This is a genomic window from Pedobacter roseus, assembly GCF_014395225.1.
GTDB classification, from domain to species: Bacteria; Bacteroidota; Bacteroidia; order Sphingobacteriales; family Sphingobacteriaceae; genus Pedobacter; species Pedobacter roseus.
In genome coordinates this window covers 5,419,397-5,436,982 of the sequence record NZ_CP060723.1, presented here as the reverse complement: position 1 = coordinate 5,436,982, position 17,586 = coordinate 5,419,397, and the positions used below count along the sequence as shown (strand labels likewise).

Annotated in this window: 24 protein-coding genes; 16 read left to right on the top strand and 8 right to left on the bottom strand. The window is 38.0% G+C overall.

What is annotated here, in order from left to right:
- Positions 1-88 precede the first annotated feature (88 nt).
- On the bottom strand, positions 89-856 hold the full coding sequence (locus H9L23_RS22415; protein WP_187592400.1) for an exodeoxyribonuclease III: 768 nt from the start codon (positions 854-856) through the stop codon (positions 89-91).
- A gap of 90 nt (positions 857-946) precedes the next feature.
- Here H9L23_RS22415 and H9L23_RS22410 point away from each other — a divergent pair, with 90 nt between their 5' ends.
- Both H9L23_RS22410 and H9L23_RS22405 read left to right on the top strand, forming a co-directional pair.
- Positions 947-1,174 carry a hypothetical protein gene (locus H9L23_RS22410; RefSeq protein ID WP_187592399.1) on the top strand — a complete coding sequence of 76 codons (228 nt, stop codon included), beginning with the start codon at positions 947-949 and terminating at the stop codon, positions 1,172-1,174.
- Complete coding sequence (locus H9L23_RS22405) at positions 1,158-1,457, top strand: type II toxin-antitoxin system RelE/ParE family toxin (RefSeq protein ID WP_187592398.1); 300 nt, start codon at positions 1,158-1,160, stop codon at positions 1,455-1,457. The genes H9L23_RS22410 and H9L23_RS22405 overlap by 17 nt, the downstream gene beginning before the upstream one ends.
- On the opposite strand, the gene H9L23_RS22400 is transcribed toward H9L23_RS22405, so the two are convergent.
- The gene (locus H9L23_RS22400) at positions 1,450-2,172 is read right to left on the bottom strand and encodes a peptidylprolyl isomerase (protein WP_187592397.1); all 723 of its coding nucleotides are present in this window, start codon (positions 2,170-2,172) and stop codon (positions 1,450-1,452) included. The two genes, H9L23_RS22405 and H9L23_RS22400, sit on opposite strands and share 8 nt — an antisense overlap.
- Positions 2,173-2,266: 94 nt before the next feature.
- Between H9L23_RS22400 and H9L23_RS22395 the strand changes: the two genes are divergently transcribed.
- The 9 genes from H9L23_RS22395 to H9L23_RS22360 all read left to right on the top strand — a co-directional run bounded on the left by H9L23_RS22395 (position 2,267) and on the right by H9L23_RS22360 (position 7,989).
- On the top strand, positions 2,267-2,668 hold the full coding sequence (locus H9L23_RS22395) for an HYC_CC_PP family protein (protein WP_187592396.1): 402 nt from the start codon (positions 2,267-2,269) through the stop codon (positions 2,666-2,668).
- A gap of 106 nt (positions 2,669-2,774) precedes the next feature.
- Positions 2,775-3,311 carry a heavy-metal-associated domain-containing protein gene (locus tag H9L23_RS22390; RefSeq protein ID WP_187592395.1) on the top strand — a complete coding sequence of 179 codons (537 nt, stop codon included), beginning with the start codon at positions 2,775-2,777 and terminating at the stop codon, positions 3,309-3,311.
- A gap of 1 nt (position 3,312) precedes the next feature.
- Positions 3,313-4,002 (top strand): hypothetical protein, encoded by a 690-nt coding sequence (locus tag H9L23_RS22385; RefSeq protein WP_187592394.1) that lies wholly within the window; start codon positions 3,313-3,315, stop codon positions 4,000-4,002.
- Positions 3,993-4,124, top strand: coding sequence for a hypothetical protein (locus H9L23_RS26940; RefSeq protein ID WP_262892376.1), 132 nt, complete (start codon positions 3,993-3,995; stop codon positions 4,122-4,124). Before H9L23_RS22385 ends, H9L23_RS26940 begins: the two co-directional genes overlap by 10 nt.
- 14 nt (positions 4,125-4,138) lie before the next feature.
- Complete coding sequence (locus H9L23_RS22380; RefSeq protein WP_187592393.1) at positions 4,139-4,642, top strand: DUF3347 domain-containing protein; 504 nt, start codon at positions 4,139-4,141, stop codon at positions 4,640-4,642.
- Positions 4,642-5,202 carry a helix-turn-helix domain-containing protein gene (locus tag H9L23_RS22375; protein WP_187592392.1) on the top strand — a complete coding sequence of 187 codons (561 nt, stop codon included), beginning with the start codon at positions 4,642-4,644 and terminating at the stop codon, positions 5,200-5,202. The genes H9L23_RS22380 and H9L23_RS22375 overlap by 1 nt, the downstream gene beginning before the upstream one ends.
- 254 nt (positions 5,203-5,456) lie before the next feature.
- Positions 5,457-6,029, top strand: coding sequence for a YceI family protein (locus H9L23_RS22370; protein WP_187592391.1), 573 nt, complete (start codon positions 5,457-5,459; stop codon positions 6,027-6,029).
- Between the two features lie 132 nt (positions 6,030-6,161).
- Positions 6,162-6,986 (top strand): 4,5-DOPA-extradiol-dioxygenase, encoded by an 825-nt coding sequence (gene ygiD, locus H9L23_RS22365; RefSeq protein WP_187592390.1) that lies wholly within the window; start codon positions 6,162-6,164, stop codon positions 6,984-6,986.
- A gap of 283 nt (positions 6,987-7,269) precedes the next feature.
- The gene (locus H9L23_RS22360; RefSeq protein WP_187592389.1) at positions 7,270-7,989 is read left to right on the top strand and encodes a heavy-metal-associated domain-containing protein; all 720 of its coding nucleotides are present in this window, start codon (positions 7,270-7,272) and stop codon (positions 7,987-7,989) included.
- Here the strand turns inward: H9L23_RS22360 and H9L23_RS22355 are convergent, their stop codons facing one another.
- The 5 genes from H9L23_RS22355 to H9L23_RS22335 all read right to left on the bottom strand — a co-directional run bounded on the left by H9L23_RS22355 (position 7,990) and on the right by H9L23_RS22335 (position 11,232).
- Positions 7,990-8,403 (bottom strand): type II toxin-antitoxin system VapC family toxin, encoded by a 414-nt coding sequence (locus H9L23_RS22355; RefSeq protein ID WP_187592388.1) that lies wholly within the window; start codon positions 8,401-8,403, stop codon positions 7,990-7,992.
- Complete coding sequence (locus H9L23_RS22350; protein ID WP_025141710.1) at positions 8,400-8,639, bottom strand: DUF6364 family protein; 240 nt, start codon at positions 8,637-8,639, stop codon at positions 8,400-8,402. Before H9L23_RS22350 ends, H9L23_RS22355 begins: the two co-directional genes overlap by 4 nt.
- A gap of 89 nt (positions 8,640-8,728) precedes the next feature.
- Positions 8,729-9,205, bottom strand: a complete 477-nt coding sequence (locus tag H9L23_RS22345; RefSeq protein ID WP_187592387.1) for a DUF6265 family protein — start codon at positions 9,203-9,205, stop codon at positions 8,729-8,731.
- The gene (locus tag H9L23_RS22340; protein WP_187592386.1) at positions 9,202-9,726 is read right to left on the bottom strand and encodes a YfiT family bacillithiol transferase; all 525 of its coding nucleotides are present in this window, start codon (positions 9,724-9,726) and stop codon (positions 9,202-9,204) included. Before H9L23_RS22340 ends, H9L23_RS22345 begins: the two co-directional genes overlap by 4 nt.
- 108 nt (positions 9,727-9,834) lie before the next feature.
- On the bottom strand, positions 9,835-11,232 hold the full coding sequence (locus H9L23_RS22335; RefSeq protein ID WP_187592385.1) for an aldehyde dehydrogenase family protein: 1,398 nt from the start codon (positions 11,230-11,232) through the stop codon (positions 9,835-9,837).
- Positions 11,233-11,365: 133 nt separating this feature from the next.
- Between H9L23_RS22335 and H9L23_RS22330 the strand changes: the two genes are divergently transcribed.
- The 5 genes from H9L23_RS22330 (at position 11,366) to H9L23_RS22310 (ending at position 16,572) form a co-directional block, all read left to right on the top strand.
- The gene (locus H9L23_RS22330; RefSeq protein WP_187592384.1) at positions 11,366-12,550 is read left to right on the top strand and encodes a hypothetical protein; all 1,185 of its coding nucleotides are present in this window, start codon (positions 11,366-11,368) and stop codon (positions 12,548-12,550) included.
- Between the two features lie 154 nt (positions 12,551-12,704).
- Positions 12,705-15,089 carry a S9 family peptidase gene (locus H9L23_RS22325; RefSeq protein WP_187592383.1) on the top strand — a complete coding sequence of 795 codons (2,385 nt, stop codon included), beginning with the start codon at positions 12,705-12,707 and terminating at the stop codon, positions 15,087-15,089.
- 279 nt (positions 15,090-15,368) lie between these two features.
- Positions 15,369-16,001 (top strand): peroxiredoxin, encoded by a 633-nt coding sequence (locus H9L23_RS22320; protein ID WP_025141704.1) that lies wholly within the window; start codon positions 15,369-15,371, stop codon positions 15,999-16,001.
- Between the two features lie 14 nt (positions 16,002-16,015).
- A complete protein-coding gene (locus tag H9L23_RS22315; protein WP_025141703.1) occupies positions 16,016-16,324 on the top strand; it encodes a thioredoxin family protein in 309 nt (102 codons plus the stop codon).
- Positions 16,324-16,572, top strand: coding sequence for a DUF6952 family protein (locus tag H9L23_RS22310; RefSeq protein WP_010599336.1), 249 nt, complete (start codon positions 16,324-16,326; stop codon positions 16,570-16,572). The genes H9L23_RS22315 and H9L23_RS22310 overlap by 1 nt, the downstream gene beginning before the upstream one ends.
- Before the next feature lie 597 nt (positions 16,573-17,169).
- Here H9L23_RS22310 and H9L23_RS22305 read toward each other — a convergent pair.
- Positions 17,170-17,478 carry a hypothetical protein gene (locus tag H9L23_RS22305; RefSeq protein ID WP_187592382.1) on the bottom strand — a complete coding sequence of 103 codons (309 nt, stop codon included), beginning with the start codon at positions 17,476-17,478 and terminating at the stop codon, positions 17,170-17,172.
- Positions 17,479-17,586 lie beyond the last annotated feature (108 nt).

Sequence of the window (17,586 nt, the reverse complement as noted above, 5' to 3'; positions counted from 1 at the left end):
CTGTTTAATTGTTGAAGCTGTATAAATTAGTTAATCGAAAATTGGGCTCAGTTAACCGATTTAAACAATTAACCAGTTAACCTAAAACCTATTCGATTTCCAATAGAACCGGGCAATGATCTGAATGTATGGCATCGGGTAAAATCCTTACATTTTTTAAGCGGCTTTCCATTGGTCTTGTAACCAGGTGGTAATCGATACGCCAGCCCAGGTTCTTTCCCCTCGATCCTGCACGGTAGCTCCACCAGGTATAATGATGTGGGTCTTTATTAAAATGACGGAAAGTATCAATGAAACCATTGTCCAAAAATAACTGCATCCACTCCCTTTCCTCAGGTAAAAACCCTGATGAATTGGCATTTGATTTTGGATTATGAATGTCAATAGCGGTGTGGCAGATGTTATAATCACCGCTTACTATCAAATTTGGGATCTCTTTACGCAATTCGCCGATATACACATCAAAAAACCGCATAAATTCGTATTTTTTCACCTGCCTTTCATCTCCACTCGATCCGGATGGCATATATAAGCTCATTAAGGAAAAATTATCAAAATCGGCCCTTAAAATCCTTCCCTCTTTATCGATCCATCCTTCACCACAGCCAAATTCTACATGATTGGGTTTAATTTTTGATAAGATGGCTACCCCGCTATATCCTTTTTTCTCTGCCGGGAACCAATAATGGTGGTAACCCAACTGCTCAATCAGTGCAATAATTTCAGGGATTTGCGAAGGCAGCGCCTTTACTTCCTGCAAACAGACCATATCAGCATCTGTAGCTTGTAACCAGCCAAAAAAGTTTTTGGTACTTGCCGCCCTAATCCCGTTTACGTTATAGGAAATAATCTTCATTCAGTAAATTTCAGTTGTTGTGGGCGGTAAATTTAGAAATTAATTGAATAAATGCTTAGTAATTGAGATTTGCTTTCGTTAAATTTGTTTATGAGCATCGAGGAGTTAAAAATAGAGATTGCAAAAAAAGTGTTCGAAACGGATGATGAAAATCTTTTATCAGAGCTGGACATGCTTTTAAACTACAATGAAAAAGTTGTGTTGGACGAATTACCGAAACACGTTCAAGAGGGAATTAAAAGAGGGCTACAACAAGCTAAAGAGGGAAAATTAACCCCTCATGACGAAGTTATGAAATTATATGCCAAATACTTATGAGTTGTCAATATTTTGGACAGACGAAGCAAAAGAAACATTTGCCGCAATTTTCTCTTTTATTTTGGATAGATTCAATGAACGATCAGCTAAAAAATTTTTAAAGCAAACAAACAGAATTCTCGCAATAATTAAATTACAGCCAGAAATTTTTGAAGCATCGATTTCAGATCAATTTAGAAAAGGAAAAATAACCAATCATACTTCTGTATATTATGAAATTGAAGATGATCAGATCCGACTGCTATTCTTTTTCGACAACAGGCAAGAACCTCTGATTACATAACCCTCTTATCTTTTAGTGTAGTCTGCAATAGCTGTTTCTCCAGTTTTTTCGCGGCTCTTCTTTTTAGAACGGTAACTTCCATTTTCACATCCTGTTTTGGTCGGTTGTTTTTATCGGTTTCCAGAGCGGCAATTTTATCTACCATATCCAAGCCAACCACAATTTCGCCATAAACCGTATAATTACGGTCTAAATGTGGGGCGCCCCCTATTGTTTTATAAACCTCACGCTGCCATTCAGGGATTTTAAATTTTAAGCGTTTCTCTTCTACACTGTTTAACTGCTGATCGGTAAAAACCTTGCCCTGAACCAGGTAAAACTGACTACCGCTTGATGCTTTTGCCGGATTAACATCATCACCTTCGCGTGCAGCCGCTAAAACGCCTTTTTTATGAAACAAACTATCATTAAATTCTGCCGGGATCGTATATTTTGGTCCGCCATTACCCAACAATGAATCTGGTTTGGCATTTCTCGAATCCGGATCGCCGCCCTGGATCATAAAATCTTTAATCACCCTGTGGAATAAAATATCATTATAATACCCTTTTTTAACCAATTTCAAAAAGTTATCACGATGTAATGGGGTTTGATTGTACAGCTTAACGATACATTCCCCATATTCTGTTTTAATACGTACATATTGATTTTTAGGCTTTGCAGCAAAGGCAGAAAGGACTGAAAAAGCGCAAAGGAACAATAATATTTTCTTCATTTAATTGGTGTTTGAGGCTAAAATAAGCTAAAAAATGAAATTCAATAAATAAATCCGCGCATTATTCGATAATTTTTGCTTTACCTTTGTATAAATGAAGTTAAAACAAAAAATAGCACTTTCTTTGGCTGTATTCTATGCAGTTAGTGTTATGGGTTTGGCTTTAAGTCTCCATTTTTGTGGAGGCAAACTAGAAAACGTTAAACTTTTTAGCAACGAGGTTTCATGCAAATTCTGCAAAGATATTCCTGCCGAAAAGAAAGATGATGGTTGTTGCAAAAATACTCAGGTAACGGTTAAAGTAAAAGATAGTCACCATGCAGAGGCTCAGTTACAGATGCCGAAACTGTTTTCTATTCAGCTTTTTCTTCATCCTCCGGTTTTAGAATTTCTAAGCAACATCAGCCCGAAGTTTTTTAGTAAAATTTCGAACAAAGCACCGCCATTATCCTCGCGGATTGCTTTGCATATTTTCAATTGCATTTTTAGGAATTAGAATTTAAACATTGACTCGTTAATGCGTCGTTTCGCATGTCGACAATTTTCCCGGTTTTATCGGGAAGCTCAATGTGACATTTTCTTATATTCTAATTCAAAAAATCATGAAAGCAATAAAAATTCTCAGCATCATTATGCTATTTTTCGCCGTTAATGTATCGGCACAACAAATCTCTACAGCCGATTTACAAGTAACAGGCTTAACTTGTTCTATGTGCTCAAACGCAACACAAAAATCTTTAGAAACCCTCGGCTTTATCAGTAACGTTAAACCCGATTTAAATAAAAACATATTTGTTTTAACCTTTAAAAAAGACGCGAACGTTAATCTTGATCTGGTTCGTAAAAAAGTTCAGGATGCAGGTTTTTCAGTTGGCGGTTTAACGGCTAACTTTAATTTTAACGATGTTAAGGTAGACGATAAAGGTCAGGCTGTTGTTAACGGCAATGTGTACCGTTTTGTAAATGTAAAAGGTAAAACCCTTAGTGGAACTGTAAAGGCCAGCGTAGTGGATAAAGATTTCATATCTGGTTCTGCATTTAAAAAACAGGCCACAACTGCTAATTCTGATGCTTATGCAAGTGGCACAGGGATTGTAAACGGCAAAAAAACCCGTATTTATCATTTAGTTCTTTCGTAAGATGAGGCGGATATTCGTATTGGTGCTGATGATGATCGGCGCTTATGCCAGTGTTTCGGCACAAGAACTATATGTATTTACGGAGCCTGCGAGTAATATGCCCACCAAATCAATCGGCGTAAGAATTACCAATGAAGGCATGTTCAACTACCCCGGTTACGTAAGCCGTACCATTCCGGAAGTGATGATTGGATTCAACAAAAACCTGATGATGCATGCACAGGCTTTTTTTTCGGATATGGATGGGAAATACCGTTTAGAAGGCGGAAGTTTATATGCCAAATACCGGTTTTTATCATTAGATGAGGCACATAGCCATTTCAGGGCATCGGCATTTGGAAGGGTAAGCACCAGCAAAAGGCCAACATATACCCGTGATATCAACCTCGAAGGAGATAATAGTGGCGTACAGGGCGGCTTAATTTTTACGCAACTGCTGCATAAACTGGCGCTATCATCAACATTGGGTTATGCGCATGCCTTCGAAAACAGCGACAGGCAGATTGTGGGAATGCCGCAGCCAAAGAACATGTTATCTTATAGTTTATCGTCGGGGTATTTGGTTTTACCGGTGGTTTATAAGGATTACAAACAGCCTAACTTTAATGTATATTTAGAGTTGTTGGGCAAAACTGATCCAGGCAGCGGTCAGTCTTATTTGGATATAGCCCCGCCCTACAAATGGTTTTAAACAGTACAACCCGTATCGATTTCGGCTATCGTTTTCAGGCAACCGGAAATATGGATAACCGCTACACCAAAAACATGTACCTGCTTCGGGCAGAATTTAACTTCTTTAACGTTTTAAAATAAAAAACACATAACAGATGAAAAAAATATTTGGATTAGTTGCCATCATGACAATTGCAACAACAGCTTTCACTTATGCACAAAGCAAAACAGATGTAGCCTTAAATCAGGCATTAACGGCTTATTACGATGTAAAAAATGCATTGGCAACCGATAAAAAAGATTTAGCCATCGAAAAAGTGAAAGTTTTATCGGCAAAAGTAAATGCCGTTAACCACAAAGATTTACCGGCCGATCAGCATAAAATATTTATGGAACAGGCTGCTATTATCAAAAGCAAAGCTGCTCAGCTTGCGGGTTCGAACGACATCAAAACACAAAGAAAGGCTTTTGAGGGAATTTCTTATGCCATGATCAAAACGTTGAAAGGCTTAAAATTTAACAGTCAAACCGTTTATATTCAACATTGCCCAATGGCGAAAGCGAGCTGGTTAAACGAAAAAGAAAACATCGAAAATCCATATTATGGAAGCATGATGTTTGATTGTGGCGACGTTTCTGAAACCATAAAATCTAACTAATGAACCTGCATATCAAAAATATGGTATGCAACCGTTGTAAAATGGTGGTTAAGGCCGAGCTGGAAAAGCTTGGCTTTAAACCGCTATTGGTTGAGCTTGGCGAAGTTACCCTAGCTGAAAATATTACAACAGAGGATAAAATTAAAATTAGGGAGCAACTGACCCATTTTGGTTTCGAACTGTTAGAGGATAAAAAAAACAAGATTGCAGAACAGACTAAAGCTGCCATCATTAACCTGGTACATTATACAAAAGAACCTTTAAAAATCAATCTTTCTGCCTACCTCAGCGAGCAGTTAAAACAGGAGTATACGAGTTTAAGCGGCATTTTTTCTGAGGTCGAGAATCAGACAATTGAGAAATATTTCATTGCACAGAAAATAGAAAAAGCAAAAGAAATGCTCACTTATGGCGAACTCACACTAAGCGAAATTGCCTATCAATTGAATTACAGCAGTGTAGCTCACCTATCGGCACAATTTAAAAAAGTGACTGGCATTACGCCTTCGGTTTATAAAGCAGCTTCGGCAGATAGCAGGAAAACGCTGGATGAGGTGTGAGAATGTAAAATGGAAGAGGTAAGATGGAGGATGGGCTTAAAGTTTATTGTGAATGGTTAGATAGATCATGGTTGATGGCTAATCGGCCTATCGTCTATGAACTATGAGCCAAAAAACCATTAACCACTTATCAATTCAACAATTTAGCCATTCCAACAGTTAACCGATTAACCTCTCTAAACACTTTCTTATCATACGTCAAGACTGATCGACTGATAATCAGCTATTTTTGCACCTAAATAAAATCACTAGATATGAAAAAATTATTTTTATTTCTGATCGCTACCTCAATCAGTGTGGCATCATTTGCGCAAACCAGCTGGAAGATAGATCCAATGCACTCGTTTGTTAACTTTTCGGTTAAACACATGGGCATTTCTTTTGTTGATGGTTCATTCAAAAAATTCGATGGGAACGTTACCGCTTCTAAGCCAGACTTAACTGATGCTAAAATTGCCTTTACCGTTGATGTAAACAGCATTACTACTGGTGTTGACATGAGAGATGGTCACTTAAAAACAGATGATTTCTTTAACGCTGAGAAATTTCCAACGATGAAATTCGAAAGCACTTCTTTCAAAAAATTAAGCGGTAACAATTATGAGTTAAGCGGTAAATTAACCATCCGCGATGTAACCAAAGATGTAAAATTTGCAGTTGTTTATGGCGGTACAGCTAAAGATCAACAAGGCAATACTAAAGCAGGTTTCGGCGCTACTACAACCATTAATCGTTTAGATTATAATATCAAATATGATCCAACTGGTGCAGGTGTTGCAAAAGATGTTGCGATCAAATTAAACCTGGAATTTGTTCAGGGAAAATAATTCATAAATCGTCATCTCGACTGGAGCGCAGTCCCGAACGTTCGGGAGAGAGATCTTTTAGCCCGTAATGGTTAGAAACTTCAAGGATTTCTCCACTTCGGTCGAAATGACGATTATTTAAATAGAATACCCATGTCTGCACTATCCCAATTCAGAAACTTTACTCAACGCTTGCCTCAAACGGATCTAATGCCAACGCTTTTTATTGGCCATGGCTCACCTATGAACGGGATTGAAAATAATGAGTTTAGTGATAGTTGGATAGATTTGGCAAAACAGATCCCTGTTCCAAAAGCTGTTTTGGTGGTATCGGCACATTGGTATACCCACGGTACTTTTGTAACTGCAATGGATTTTCCAAGTACCATCCACGATTTTGGTGGTTTTCCACAGGCACTTTTCGATGTTCAATATCCTGCTCCGGGCGATCCGAAGCTGGCGGCAGAAATACCTGGCTTAATCCACTCAACCCCTGTTGGTTTAGACCACGATTGGGGCCTGGATCATGGCACATGGACAGTGGTAAGGCACATGTATCCAAATGCGGATATTCCTGTTTTGCAATTGAGTATCGATTATACCAAATCACCGGCGCAACATTATGAAATTGCCAAAGAAATTTATGCGCTCCGTAAAAAAGGCGTGCTGGTTATCGGCAGTGGCAATATGGTGCATAACCTGCGTATGCTAAGCTGGGAAATGATTAACGGTGGCGGTTACGATTGGGCAATTGAAATGAACGATAAATTCAAAAATTTAATTGCTAACGGCGATTATCAACCTTTAATCAATTACCGCAACCTTGGCAGCGATGCCATGCTGGCCATTCCTACTCCAGAACATTATTTGCCCCTTATTTACACCCTTGGAATGAAAAACGATAAGGAAGAGGTTTCGTTCTTTAATGATAAAGCCGTGGGCGGTTCGTTAACGATGACTTCGGTTTTGGTGGGGTAATGGTCTAGGGAGAAACGAATCACCAAAGAACTTGTTTTAGCTGTTTTAAACGGAGCTTGAATCTTAATTTTCTTAACTCCTTAATGGTCAAAAGTATATTTTGGAAATTTACCATTAAGAAATTAAGGTCATTAAGAAAATAACAAAAGCTTCGTAAAATTTTTCGCTAGAAAAGACCTATGTCCCGCAGAATGACAGTAACACAAAATTCTATAAAACTTTATGATTATTCTGTAACGCTTATCGCTCATTGAAGCGGTAAATTTGTAGAAATAATTTAATCATGACACATACTTATCAACTCACGGGCATGACCTGTGGCGGTTGCGAAAATAAAGTTAAAAGTAACCTGCTTGTTTTACCAGATGTAACCTCAGTTGAGGTCTCAAAGGACACGAATAGCGCTACCATTAGTATGGATAAGCACATCGGTTTAGATAGCTTGCAACAAGCTCTGGGCGGTAACGACAGTAAATATCAAATTTCGGCTGTGCATCACAATGAAACGCTTGAAGAAGCAAAATCGTGGGCCGAAACATACAAACCCATTCTGTTGATATTCGGATATGTAACCGCAATATCGTTAGTGGTTTCGTGGCAAGATAATGCCATCAACTTTATGGTCTTTATGCGCATTTTTATGGCGGGTTTCTTCCTGACCTTTTCTTTCTTTAAAATGCTCAACTTAAAAGCCTTTGCGGAGAGTTATGCCATGTACGATATCGTGGCTAAAAAATTCAGCGCATGGGGTTATATCTATGCTTTTATCGAATTAGGTTTAGGCTTATCCTTTGCATTAAACCTATCGCCTGTTATTGTGAATTGGGTCACCCTCATCGTAATGACTATCAGTATCCTTGGTGTTTTGGAAAGCGTTTTAAACAAAAAGAAAATTCAATGTGCTTGCCTGGGTGCGGTGTTTAACTTACCCATGAGTACCGTAACAATTGTTGAAGATGCGATTATGATTGCCATGAGCGCAGCCATGTTGATTTTGATGTAGTTAAATTTTAGTCAAAAGCTCATCAGGTGGAAAAGCTGGGATTTCTGAATCTTTGAAATCTTTAATATTTCTGGTAACAATGTAATCCAGCTTTTCTATCTTATAAGCACAAAGTATCTGCAAGGCATCTTCGAAGTCTTTATGTTTAGATTTTAATCCTTTTTTAATAATATCCTGATCTATTGCAATAACTTGAATATATTCAAGTACATTATAAATAACCTCCCTTAAAGTCCGTTCCTCAAGATATTTTTTTAATAAATAATGCGTTGTCGCTATTGAATGCGAAGAGGTAAACAACTGAACTTCTTTACGTTCCGCTTTTTCGAAAAGTTCTATAGCAAATTTGCTGAAAGGTCTTCTATCTGCGATTAAATCAACAATAATATTCGTATCAACAAAAATCCTTTTCATAGATGCTTATTTTCAAAATAATCATGAAGTTCAGCAGCATCATCAAAATCATCTGGGAGTTTTACCGCTCCAACAATACTTCTTAACTTTGACGAAACAGTAGTTACCTCATTAAGCGTAATGGTTTCTAAATACTTTTCAACCAATTCAGATAAGCTACGCCCAGTTTGCTTTGCATAAGATTTTGCTTTTTCAATAGTCGATTTCTGTACAGTCAATGTTAACTTAGTTGTCATAACGCGTGTGATTTATTCAAATATACGTATAACAGTGTAAACCAACAAGAAGCAACTTTGTTATAGATCCTATTTATATAAAAATTAGATTATTGCCGCTTATACCTAAACTCCGATTTTCGGCTTTTGCCATCAAGCTCGCCTTCAATCCAGGCGAGCATTTCACTTCTGCCCTGGTTTTGGTAAACTATTCTTTGCGGAAAATCGTGTGCCGCATTTTCGAAAATATAAATCTGATCCTTTGTGGAGATAAGCTTAAAACATACTTCTTTCCCTTCGTTCTGATTGGCAACCGTTGAACAATAGAAAACATCTTTTCCTATTTTTCTGATCTGTAATGTTTCAGTAAGTATACTATCTCCTTTTGCATTAACGCGATAACTTTTGCCTTTCAGTATTTTATCGGCACCCTGGCCCCATTGCTCCACAATTTTACCTTTGGGCGTTTGCATTTCCCATGAGCCTAACACAAAAGAAAAGGTTTTTGATGGATCCTTTTGCGCTTTAACATTGCTGTAAGAACCAACAAGAAATAAAATCAAGGAGTATAAATAGATTCTTTTCATTTTGTTATGGTATTGGTAAGGTGTGCCAGGTGATGTTTTCCATGCCAGGCGTACATACCCAGCATATTTGCCAAAGTGAGTTCTTTATTGTGTGCCGGATGAATATATTTTCTTTGGTAATCTTCTACTTTTAATGTTTTTAAAAAAGCAACCCAACGCTGATGTAAGCCTGTTAACAGCTCTATCGACAATTTGATATCACCATTTTTTGCTTCTTCGGTTTCTGCCCAGCGTTCCTCATAATATGGCCTGATTACCGGAATGTCCTCAGTAACGGCTTGCTTAAACCGGATATAGGCATTAATATGACTATCAGGGACATGATGAACAACCTGTCTCAATGTCCAGCCTCCGGGCCGATAGGTTTGGTTTAGTTCTTCATTTGTCAGATTTTTTGTAGCCTTTTTAATTTGGCCCGGCAAAGCCTCTATTTCAGATATCCAGATATCAATCTGTTTTTGATCGAAAATATCAGGCATAGCAAATTGACCTATAGGGTACTTAAGCTGTTCTAAATCCATGGAACCAAAATAAGGAGAATTATTGGATCTGTTGTAATGTTAAATGTTGAAAAATTGAACCTAACCTTCGAACATTATAACGTTCCAACATTAAAACAATAACTGCAATTACATCAATTTTTTCAACCATTTCAATAAACCCATTTTTGGTGCATAAGGAGGATAAATCATCTTGGTTAAACCCAATTTTGATTGAAAAACCACTGCCCTTTCGTGCGAAAAGGTTTTAAAGCCAAAAACACCGTGGCAGCTTCCAATCCCACTACTGTTAACACCACCAAAAGGCAAATTAGGATTACTGATATGAATCAGTACATCGTTTATGCAGGTTCCGCCAGCACTGGTTTCGTTAATGATTTTATGCTGATGCTGTTTGTTATCTGAAAAGATATAAAGTGCCAAAGGTTTATTTTTGCTGTTCACTAAATCAATCGCCTCCTGCAAACTTTTAAAGGTAATAACAGGCAAAATGGGACCAAATATTTCTTCTTGCATGATGGCGCTTTTTTTGTTTACCGAAGTTAAAAGCGTGGGCATCAGGGTTAAACTTTTCTCATCTGTTTCGCCTCCAAAAGTTAGTACTGCTCCATCGGCAATTGCATCTTCCTTTAATTTATTTAGACGCTTAAACTGTTTATCGTTAATTATTTTCGCATAATCGTTTTTATTAATTCCAGCACCTTCACCGAACATTTTTCGGACTGCAAGTTTGTAATGTTCGATAAAATCATTCCGCTTATTCTCTTCGATCAGCACATAATCCGGTGCAATACAGGTCTGCCCTGCGTTAACCAATTTGCCCCATGCGATTTTTTCAGCAGCCTTTTTAATATCACAGGTTCCTTCTACAATAACTGGCGATTTTCCACCAAGCTCTAAAGTAACCGAGGTCAGGTTTTTTGCGGCTGCCCCCATCACCACTTTGCCAATTGCGGTGCTTCCCGTGAAAAAGATATGGTCAAAAGGGAGTTTCAACAACTCTGTAGAAATATCCGCATCTCCTTCAAAACAGGCAATTTCTTTAGGTTCAAAAGTGGCTGCAATTAACTTACTGATTAGGCCAGCAGTTGCTTCGCTTAATTCGGATGGTTTAAAGATCACACAATTTCCTGCCGCTATTGCCGAAACCAAAGGGCTCATCATCAATTGTAATGGGTAATTCCATGGGGCAATAATCAAACAAACGCCTTTGGGTTCATAATAAATTTTATTGCCCGCAAAAAAATTACTCATGGTTCTGCCTGCCGATTTGGGCCTCATCCACCCTTTCAACTTTTTGATGGCAAAATCGATTTCAGCGTAGGTAAAATACAGTTCAGTTACCGCACTTTCAAAACGGTTTTTACGCAGATCCTTTTCTAAAGCGGCAAATATTTCATCTTCGGCCTTTTCTAAAGCCTGCTTAAGTAATTTTAGCTTACCGATACGGGTTTTAGCATCTGTTCTGCGTAAATCGAATTTATATTTTTGCTGTAAATCGAAAACCGACTTTATCTGTTGTTGCATAATTACCTGATATTATTTGCTTCTACCCTAATCGATTTTCCTGAAATTACGAGTTAAATTTAGTTAAAATGCATTGTTTTCATTAAAAATTCATTCATTTAAAGCATATTGCAGCAAATTTTAACATTAAAAGATGAAAAGATTGTTTTTTGTTTTCGCATTCATAATTCCCCTGGTTATCCATGCCCAAACCATAAAAACAGATGTACTGGTAATCGGCAATGGCGATGCTGCTTACGCCGCATCTTTTCAGTCTTTTAAATCGGGCGTAAAAACCATCCTGCTTACCCAAAAAGAACAGTTGGATTTAAATAAAATTGCTGAAACTAAAAGGGCACTAATGTCTTTTTACCAAAGTTTTTTAAAGCGGGAAACGGAAAATGCGAAAAGTTTGGAAACCCCAAAACCAAAACCGGATAAAAAAAACCGGGCGAAAGTAATTGTTGTAGATAGCACCTTACTTTTAAACGTCATCAACAATACTGCTTACACAGAAATTAAACGCTCTGGCAGTGGATGGGAAGCGAAATTGACCAAAGATAAAAGTATTAAAGCCAAAGTTCTTGTGCTGGCCGATAACCCTGAAAAATTGCTTGCTGAATTAAAAATCTCTGCTTTAAATCCAGCATCTTCAAGTCCGTTAAACTATAATGAAAATACTTACCGGACAACGGTATCCAGGATTTCTTCAGGAGCCAGCTTTTTATCCCTGTACAGCTTATTGATCCCAGATCAGGAAAACCTGCTTTATATCTCTAAAGATCAATTTGAAATTGGACAAGCAGCTGGGGCAACCGCAGCTTATGCCGCATTTTTTGACACTAAAACCAGTTTATCAAATTTAAAAAGGATCCAGGGTGAGTTATTGGCTTACAAACACGCATTAATGCCCTTTGAGGATGTTAAAATAACGGACTCCAACTGGTTAGCGATTCAAAAAGTGGGTATAACAGGGATTATCAAAGCAGAAATTACACAGGGAAAAGCCTATTTTGCGCCTGAAAAAGAAGTTACTTATAAAGAAATTAAAGAACCGATCAAAGCGTATTATTACAAAGCGCAGATCTGGTTCGATGATCATCAGAATATTCCTATTAACCTGGAAAATACGATTTCTATGGTTTGTTATGTAGGTAATAAATCAATTGAAGCCACAAATGACGAGCTGCAGAAAAAATGGAACAAAAGTTATAGGTTTAACAGTAATTATGATCTTAAAAAAGTATTGACCAGGCGTGAGTTTGCAGTCATCATAAACGAGTATTTAAAGCCTTTCGATGTGGTGAACGTAGATAAAACCGGCAGGGTGATCCGTTAGTGATTAACCACAGATTAAGTATATAATTTCAAATTTTATCTGTGTTCATCCTTTTTATCTGTAGTTAACTTATACAGCTGGGGCGTTGTAACATTTCCATTTCCTTTTAAAATTAGGTAGCACTTTACCTAAATTGCATCCAAACCTAAAATTCATGAAGAAATATTTACTTTTCCTTTTGCTTTGCACAGGCGAATATGCTTTTGCGCAACAATTGGCCCCTTTAACTGTCGAAAAAATTATGCGCGACCCAAAATGGATGGGTATTTCGCCAACTAATTTCCGCTGGACGGCTGATAGCAAAACCCTATATTTTAACTGGAACCCTGAAAATAAAGTCAAAGAAGAATTATTCAAAGTTTCGGCAACTTCTTCTAAACCTGTTAAAGCAGCAGAAAAGGAAGATGAAAAACTTTTAAGTTTAAATTACACCTACAATGCCGATCGCTCCCTTGGGTTAGTAGAAAAAAGCGGTGATATTTATTTACAGAACTTCAAAACGAATAAGGAAACGCGCTTAACCAGCACGCAGGAACGGGAAAGCAGTCCGGTTTTTTTAACCAATGGTAATGTTGTTTACCAATTGGGCGATAATCTTTTCGGGGTTGATTTAAAATCAGCAGAAACCAAACAGCTTACCAATTTTGTTAAAGGTAAAAAAGCCGGAAGAGCAGAAAGCAAACCGGCTACCGAACAGGATAAATGGTTAAAAGCGCAACAAACCGAACTCTTCGATATTATTAAAAAACGAAACGCCGAGGCCAAAAACGGTTCACGCGGAGGAAGAGGCCGCTTTGGGAATACCGCTGCAGATACAAAACCGTTAAAAGAATTATATACAGAAGATAAGTTTTTAAACGGGGTAATCATTAGTCCTGATGGACATTTTATTACCTACAAGCTCACTACGCCTGCGCAGAACAACCATAACACCATAGTTCCAAACTATGTTACTTCCTCAGGTTACACTGAAGATATTCCGGGAAGGACCAAGGTTGGAGAAAACGAAAATACCTCGCAGGGTTTTATTTATGATACGCAACGGGATACCGTTTATGCGATCCAGACTTCGACCATTACCGGCATAAAAGACCTGCCTGATTACCTGAAAGATTATCCAAACGAACTGGATACTTTGAAAAAGAAAAATGCGGATCGCCCAGTAAACTTCTTTGGTCCGCTTTGGAATGATAATGGAAGTTCTGCAATTGTTGTGGCTACTTCTACCGATAATAAAGACCGCTGGATTTTAAAACTAGATGCTTTAACAGGAAAATTTACTTTGATCGACCGCCAGCGTGATGAAGCATGGATCGGCGGTCCCGGCATTAGCGGTTTTTACCAGGGCAGCACAGGGTGGATCGATAATAACCGCTTTTATTATCAAAGCGAAGCGACCGGGTATTCGCACCTTTATGTGGTAAACGTTTCCACAGGTGAAAAAAAACAAATCACTGCCGGCAAATGGGAAGTACAATCCGTACAACTCTCAAAAGATAGAAATACGTTTTATATCAAAGCGAATAAGGAACATCCCGGGATTACCAATTTCTTTAAAATCGGGGTAAATGGCGGTGAACTTACTCAGATTACCACCATGAAAGGTTTGAATGACATTACCCTTTCCCCTGATGAGAAATACCTTGCCATTAATTATTCTTACATGGACAAACCCGGAGAACTATATCTCCAGCCAAATAAAGCGGGAGCTAAAGCCGTACAGATTACGCAATCTACTTCTGCCGAATTTAATTCTTACAAATGGCGTCAACCAGATATGGTTACTTTTAAAAACCGCTATGGAGCTGATGTTTATGCAAGGGTGTATAAATCAGAAAATCCACATCCTAATCACCCTGCGGTAGTTTTTGTGCATGGTGCGGGTTATTTACAGAATGTACACTTTGGCTGGAGCACTTACTTCCGCGAATTTATGTTCAATAATTTACTGGCCGACAATGGTTACACCGTAATCGATATCGATTATACCGGGAGTTCTGGTTATGGCCGCGATCACCGTACAGGTATTTATCGCCACATGGGTGGAAAAGATTTAACCGACCAGGCCGATGGTGTTAAGTTTTTGGTAGAGAAATATGGCGTTAATCCGCAGCACGTTGGTTTATATGGCGGCTCTTATGGTGGTTTTATTACGCTGATGGCCATGTTCAACGAGTCGGATGTTTTTGCCAGCGGCGCTGCTTTGCGTTCGGTTACCGATTGGGCACATTATAACCATGGCTATACCTCAAATATTTTAAACGAACCTTATAACGACCCGATTGCCTATAAAAGAAGTTCGCCTATTTATTTCGCCGACAAATTAAAAGGTAACCTTTTAATGGCACATGGCATGGTGGATGTAAATGTGCATTTTCAGGATATTGTGCGCATTACGCAGCGTTTTATAGAGCTGGGTAAAAATAATTGGGAACTTGCGGTTTACCCGGTAGAAGACCATGGTTTTATTGAGCCAAGCAGCTGGACCGATGAGTATAAAAGGATATTTAAACTGTATGAGAATACGTTGAAGAAGTAACCTAAGCCCTTCTGGTTTTAACAAAAACAGGGTTAATTTGTAGCAGCCTTGAATGTACTGTCATGCTGAGACACGAAGCATCTGCAGCCTACGAAACAGATGCTTCGTGCCTCAGCATGACAGCAAAAACAAAAATAGAACCCCGCTATACTTCATACAAACTATATAGTTTTCATCTATATCGTTATCAATAAATACAATTAACTATTAGTGGATCGGGGTTGATTGACTCCTCTTTTAGCCTTACCTTTGTGCCAACAAAATTAAAGACAAAAAATTATGGCAATAGTAGGTAAAAAATTCCCGAGTGTTAGTATTGATGCAATGTCAGACATGGGTGATGACTTGAAAATCAACGTATTTGAAGAAGCTGTAAATAAAAATAGCAAAGTGTTATTATTCTGGTATCCAAAAGATTTTACTTTCGTTTGCCCTACAGAATTACACGCTTTCCAAGCGGCTTTACCTGAGTTTGAAAAAAGAAATACAATTGTAATCGGTGCATCTTGCGATACCAATGAAGTTCACTTCGCCTGGTTAAATACGCCAAAAGATAACGGTGGTATTGAAGGTGTTACTTATCCAATTTTAGCAGATACCCACAGACAATTATCTGGTATATTAGATATTTTAGATCAGGAAGTTAACTACGATGAAGAAGGAAACGAATCTTTTTCAGGTTCAAATGTTTCTTTCAGAGCTACATACCTAATCGACGAAACTGGTAAAGTTTTCCACGAAAGCGTTAACGATATGCCATTAGGTAGAAACGTTAAAGAATATTTACGTTTAATTGATGCTTATGCTCACGTTCAAAAACACGGCGAAGTTTGTCCTGCAAACTGGGAAGAAGGAAAAGAAGCAATGAACGCAAACAGAACTGGCGTAGCTGAATATTTAGCCGCTAACTAATTAAACAAAACGTTATGTTTTTAGAATTAACAGAAGATAATCTTCAACAATATTTAGCCGATAACTCAAAGGTGATGGTTCAGTATGCTGCATCATGGTGCGGAAACTGCAGAATTATGAAACCTAAGTTTAAAAAACTGGCTTCAGAAAATGAAGATGTAGCTTTCCTGATTGTTGATGCCGAAAAACTTCCAAACTCACGCAAATTTGCAAATGTTGATAATTTACCAACTTTCGCAGCTTTTGAAGGCGGTAGCTTGGTAGATCAGGTACAAACCAACAAAGCAGAAGGTTTAATTGAACTATTTAACAAGATAAAGTAATGAAGATTCCGGTTATAAGACAGTTATTTCAAAACACCACTCCGGCACAACTGGAGACCACTTTGGAGGTTTTAGAGGCTTTCTGCGAGTTTAGAGGCGTTAGTGAGCACGAGGTTGATGTTGCAGGCGAAATGATTACCAATATCTGTGGTGCGTTAGAAGTACACCAGATGGTAAGTGAAGGTGCTGCCGAAAAAGATGCGCTAAATGCTTTCGGCCAAAAAGTGATGGGTTCGATTGATCGATAATCGTCTTAAGCTTTAATCTGGCTTTTTCGAAATATAAAATCCCTCGTTGATGACAAAATCAGCGGGGGATTTTTTTTCGTCATTGCGAGGAGGAACGACGAAGCAATCTTTTATGCTATTATCAATTCTTGCTTTTTTGGAAATCAAGGTTCCGTTTTCCATCGGCTGCTACAGCCCTGCTTTCCCTGCTGCCGATAGAAAACCTGTGAAACAAGCAAGCATACCATAAGTAAATAAAAACAGATGCTTAAATCGGCATCCGTCCAATCAGGTTTAGGTGGCAGGGTTTTGTAATTCTGAACGCACTAAAACCCAATGAAATGAGCATAAGTGTGATTATTAAAAATATTTTGATCCCGAAAGCTTAGAAATTTCTTAAGAGTTTAACTTCAACATGTGCTAATATATGCAGATTGTTTCAGTCTATATAATAGCAGGCCCAATAGTAAGGTCGTCATTTCGACTGAAACACAGCGAAATGGAGAAATCTTTGAACTATGGTTAAAAGATTTCTCCACTAAGGTCGAAATAACGACCGTTTGTGAGAACAGGGGAATTAAAAAAGGTCTGTGATGACACAGGCCATGGTACTTAACCTTACATTAAAGAAAATAATTGCCAAAAAGCTAGAGTAAAGCTCAAACAAAATCCAACTGTAGACACAGTTTGAAGTTTATTTCCTTTTCTTGTTTGAACAAAGAATATTCCTGAAATAACCAGGATGGCAATGGCAATACCCGTTAATAACAACGTATTCTGCAAGAAAGCAGGAAACGCCGCTAAATAATTATTTTTCGCGATTTCAAAGGAGCTATTGTTATCTGAAACACGAAACCACCAAATCATATCTACTATAAAAATGGCCAGTAGTAGTGTGGCTATAATAAATTTTGTTTTCAATTTCATTTTTATCAGTTCATATCAATTTTAAATATAACTAATAATCAGCACAATATAAAAACCGAATGCCTTATGCAATGATGCCGGAGATTCTTCGCTGTGTTTAGAACTACA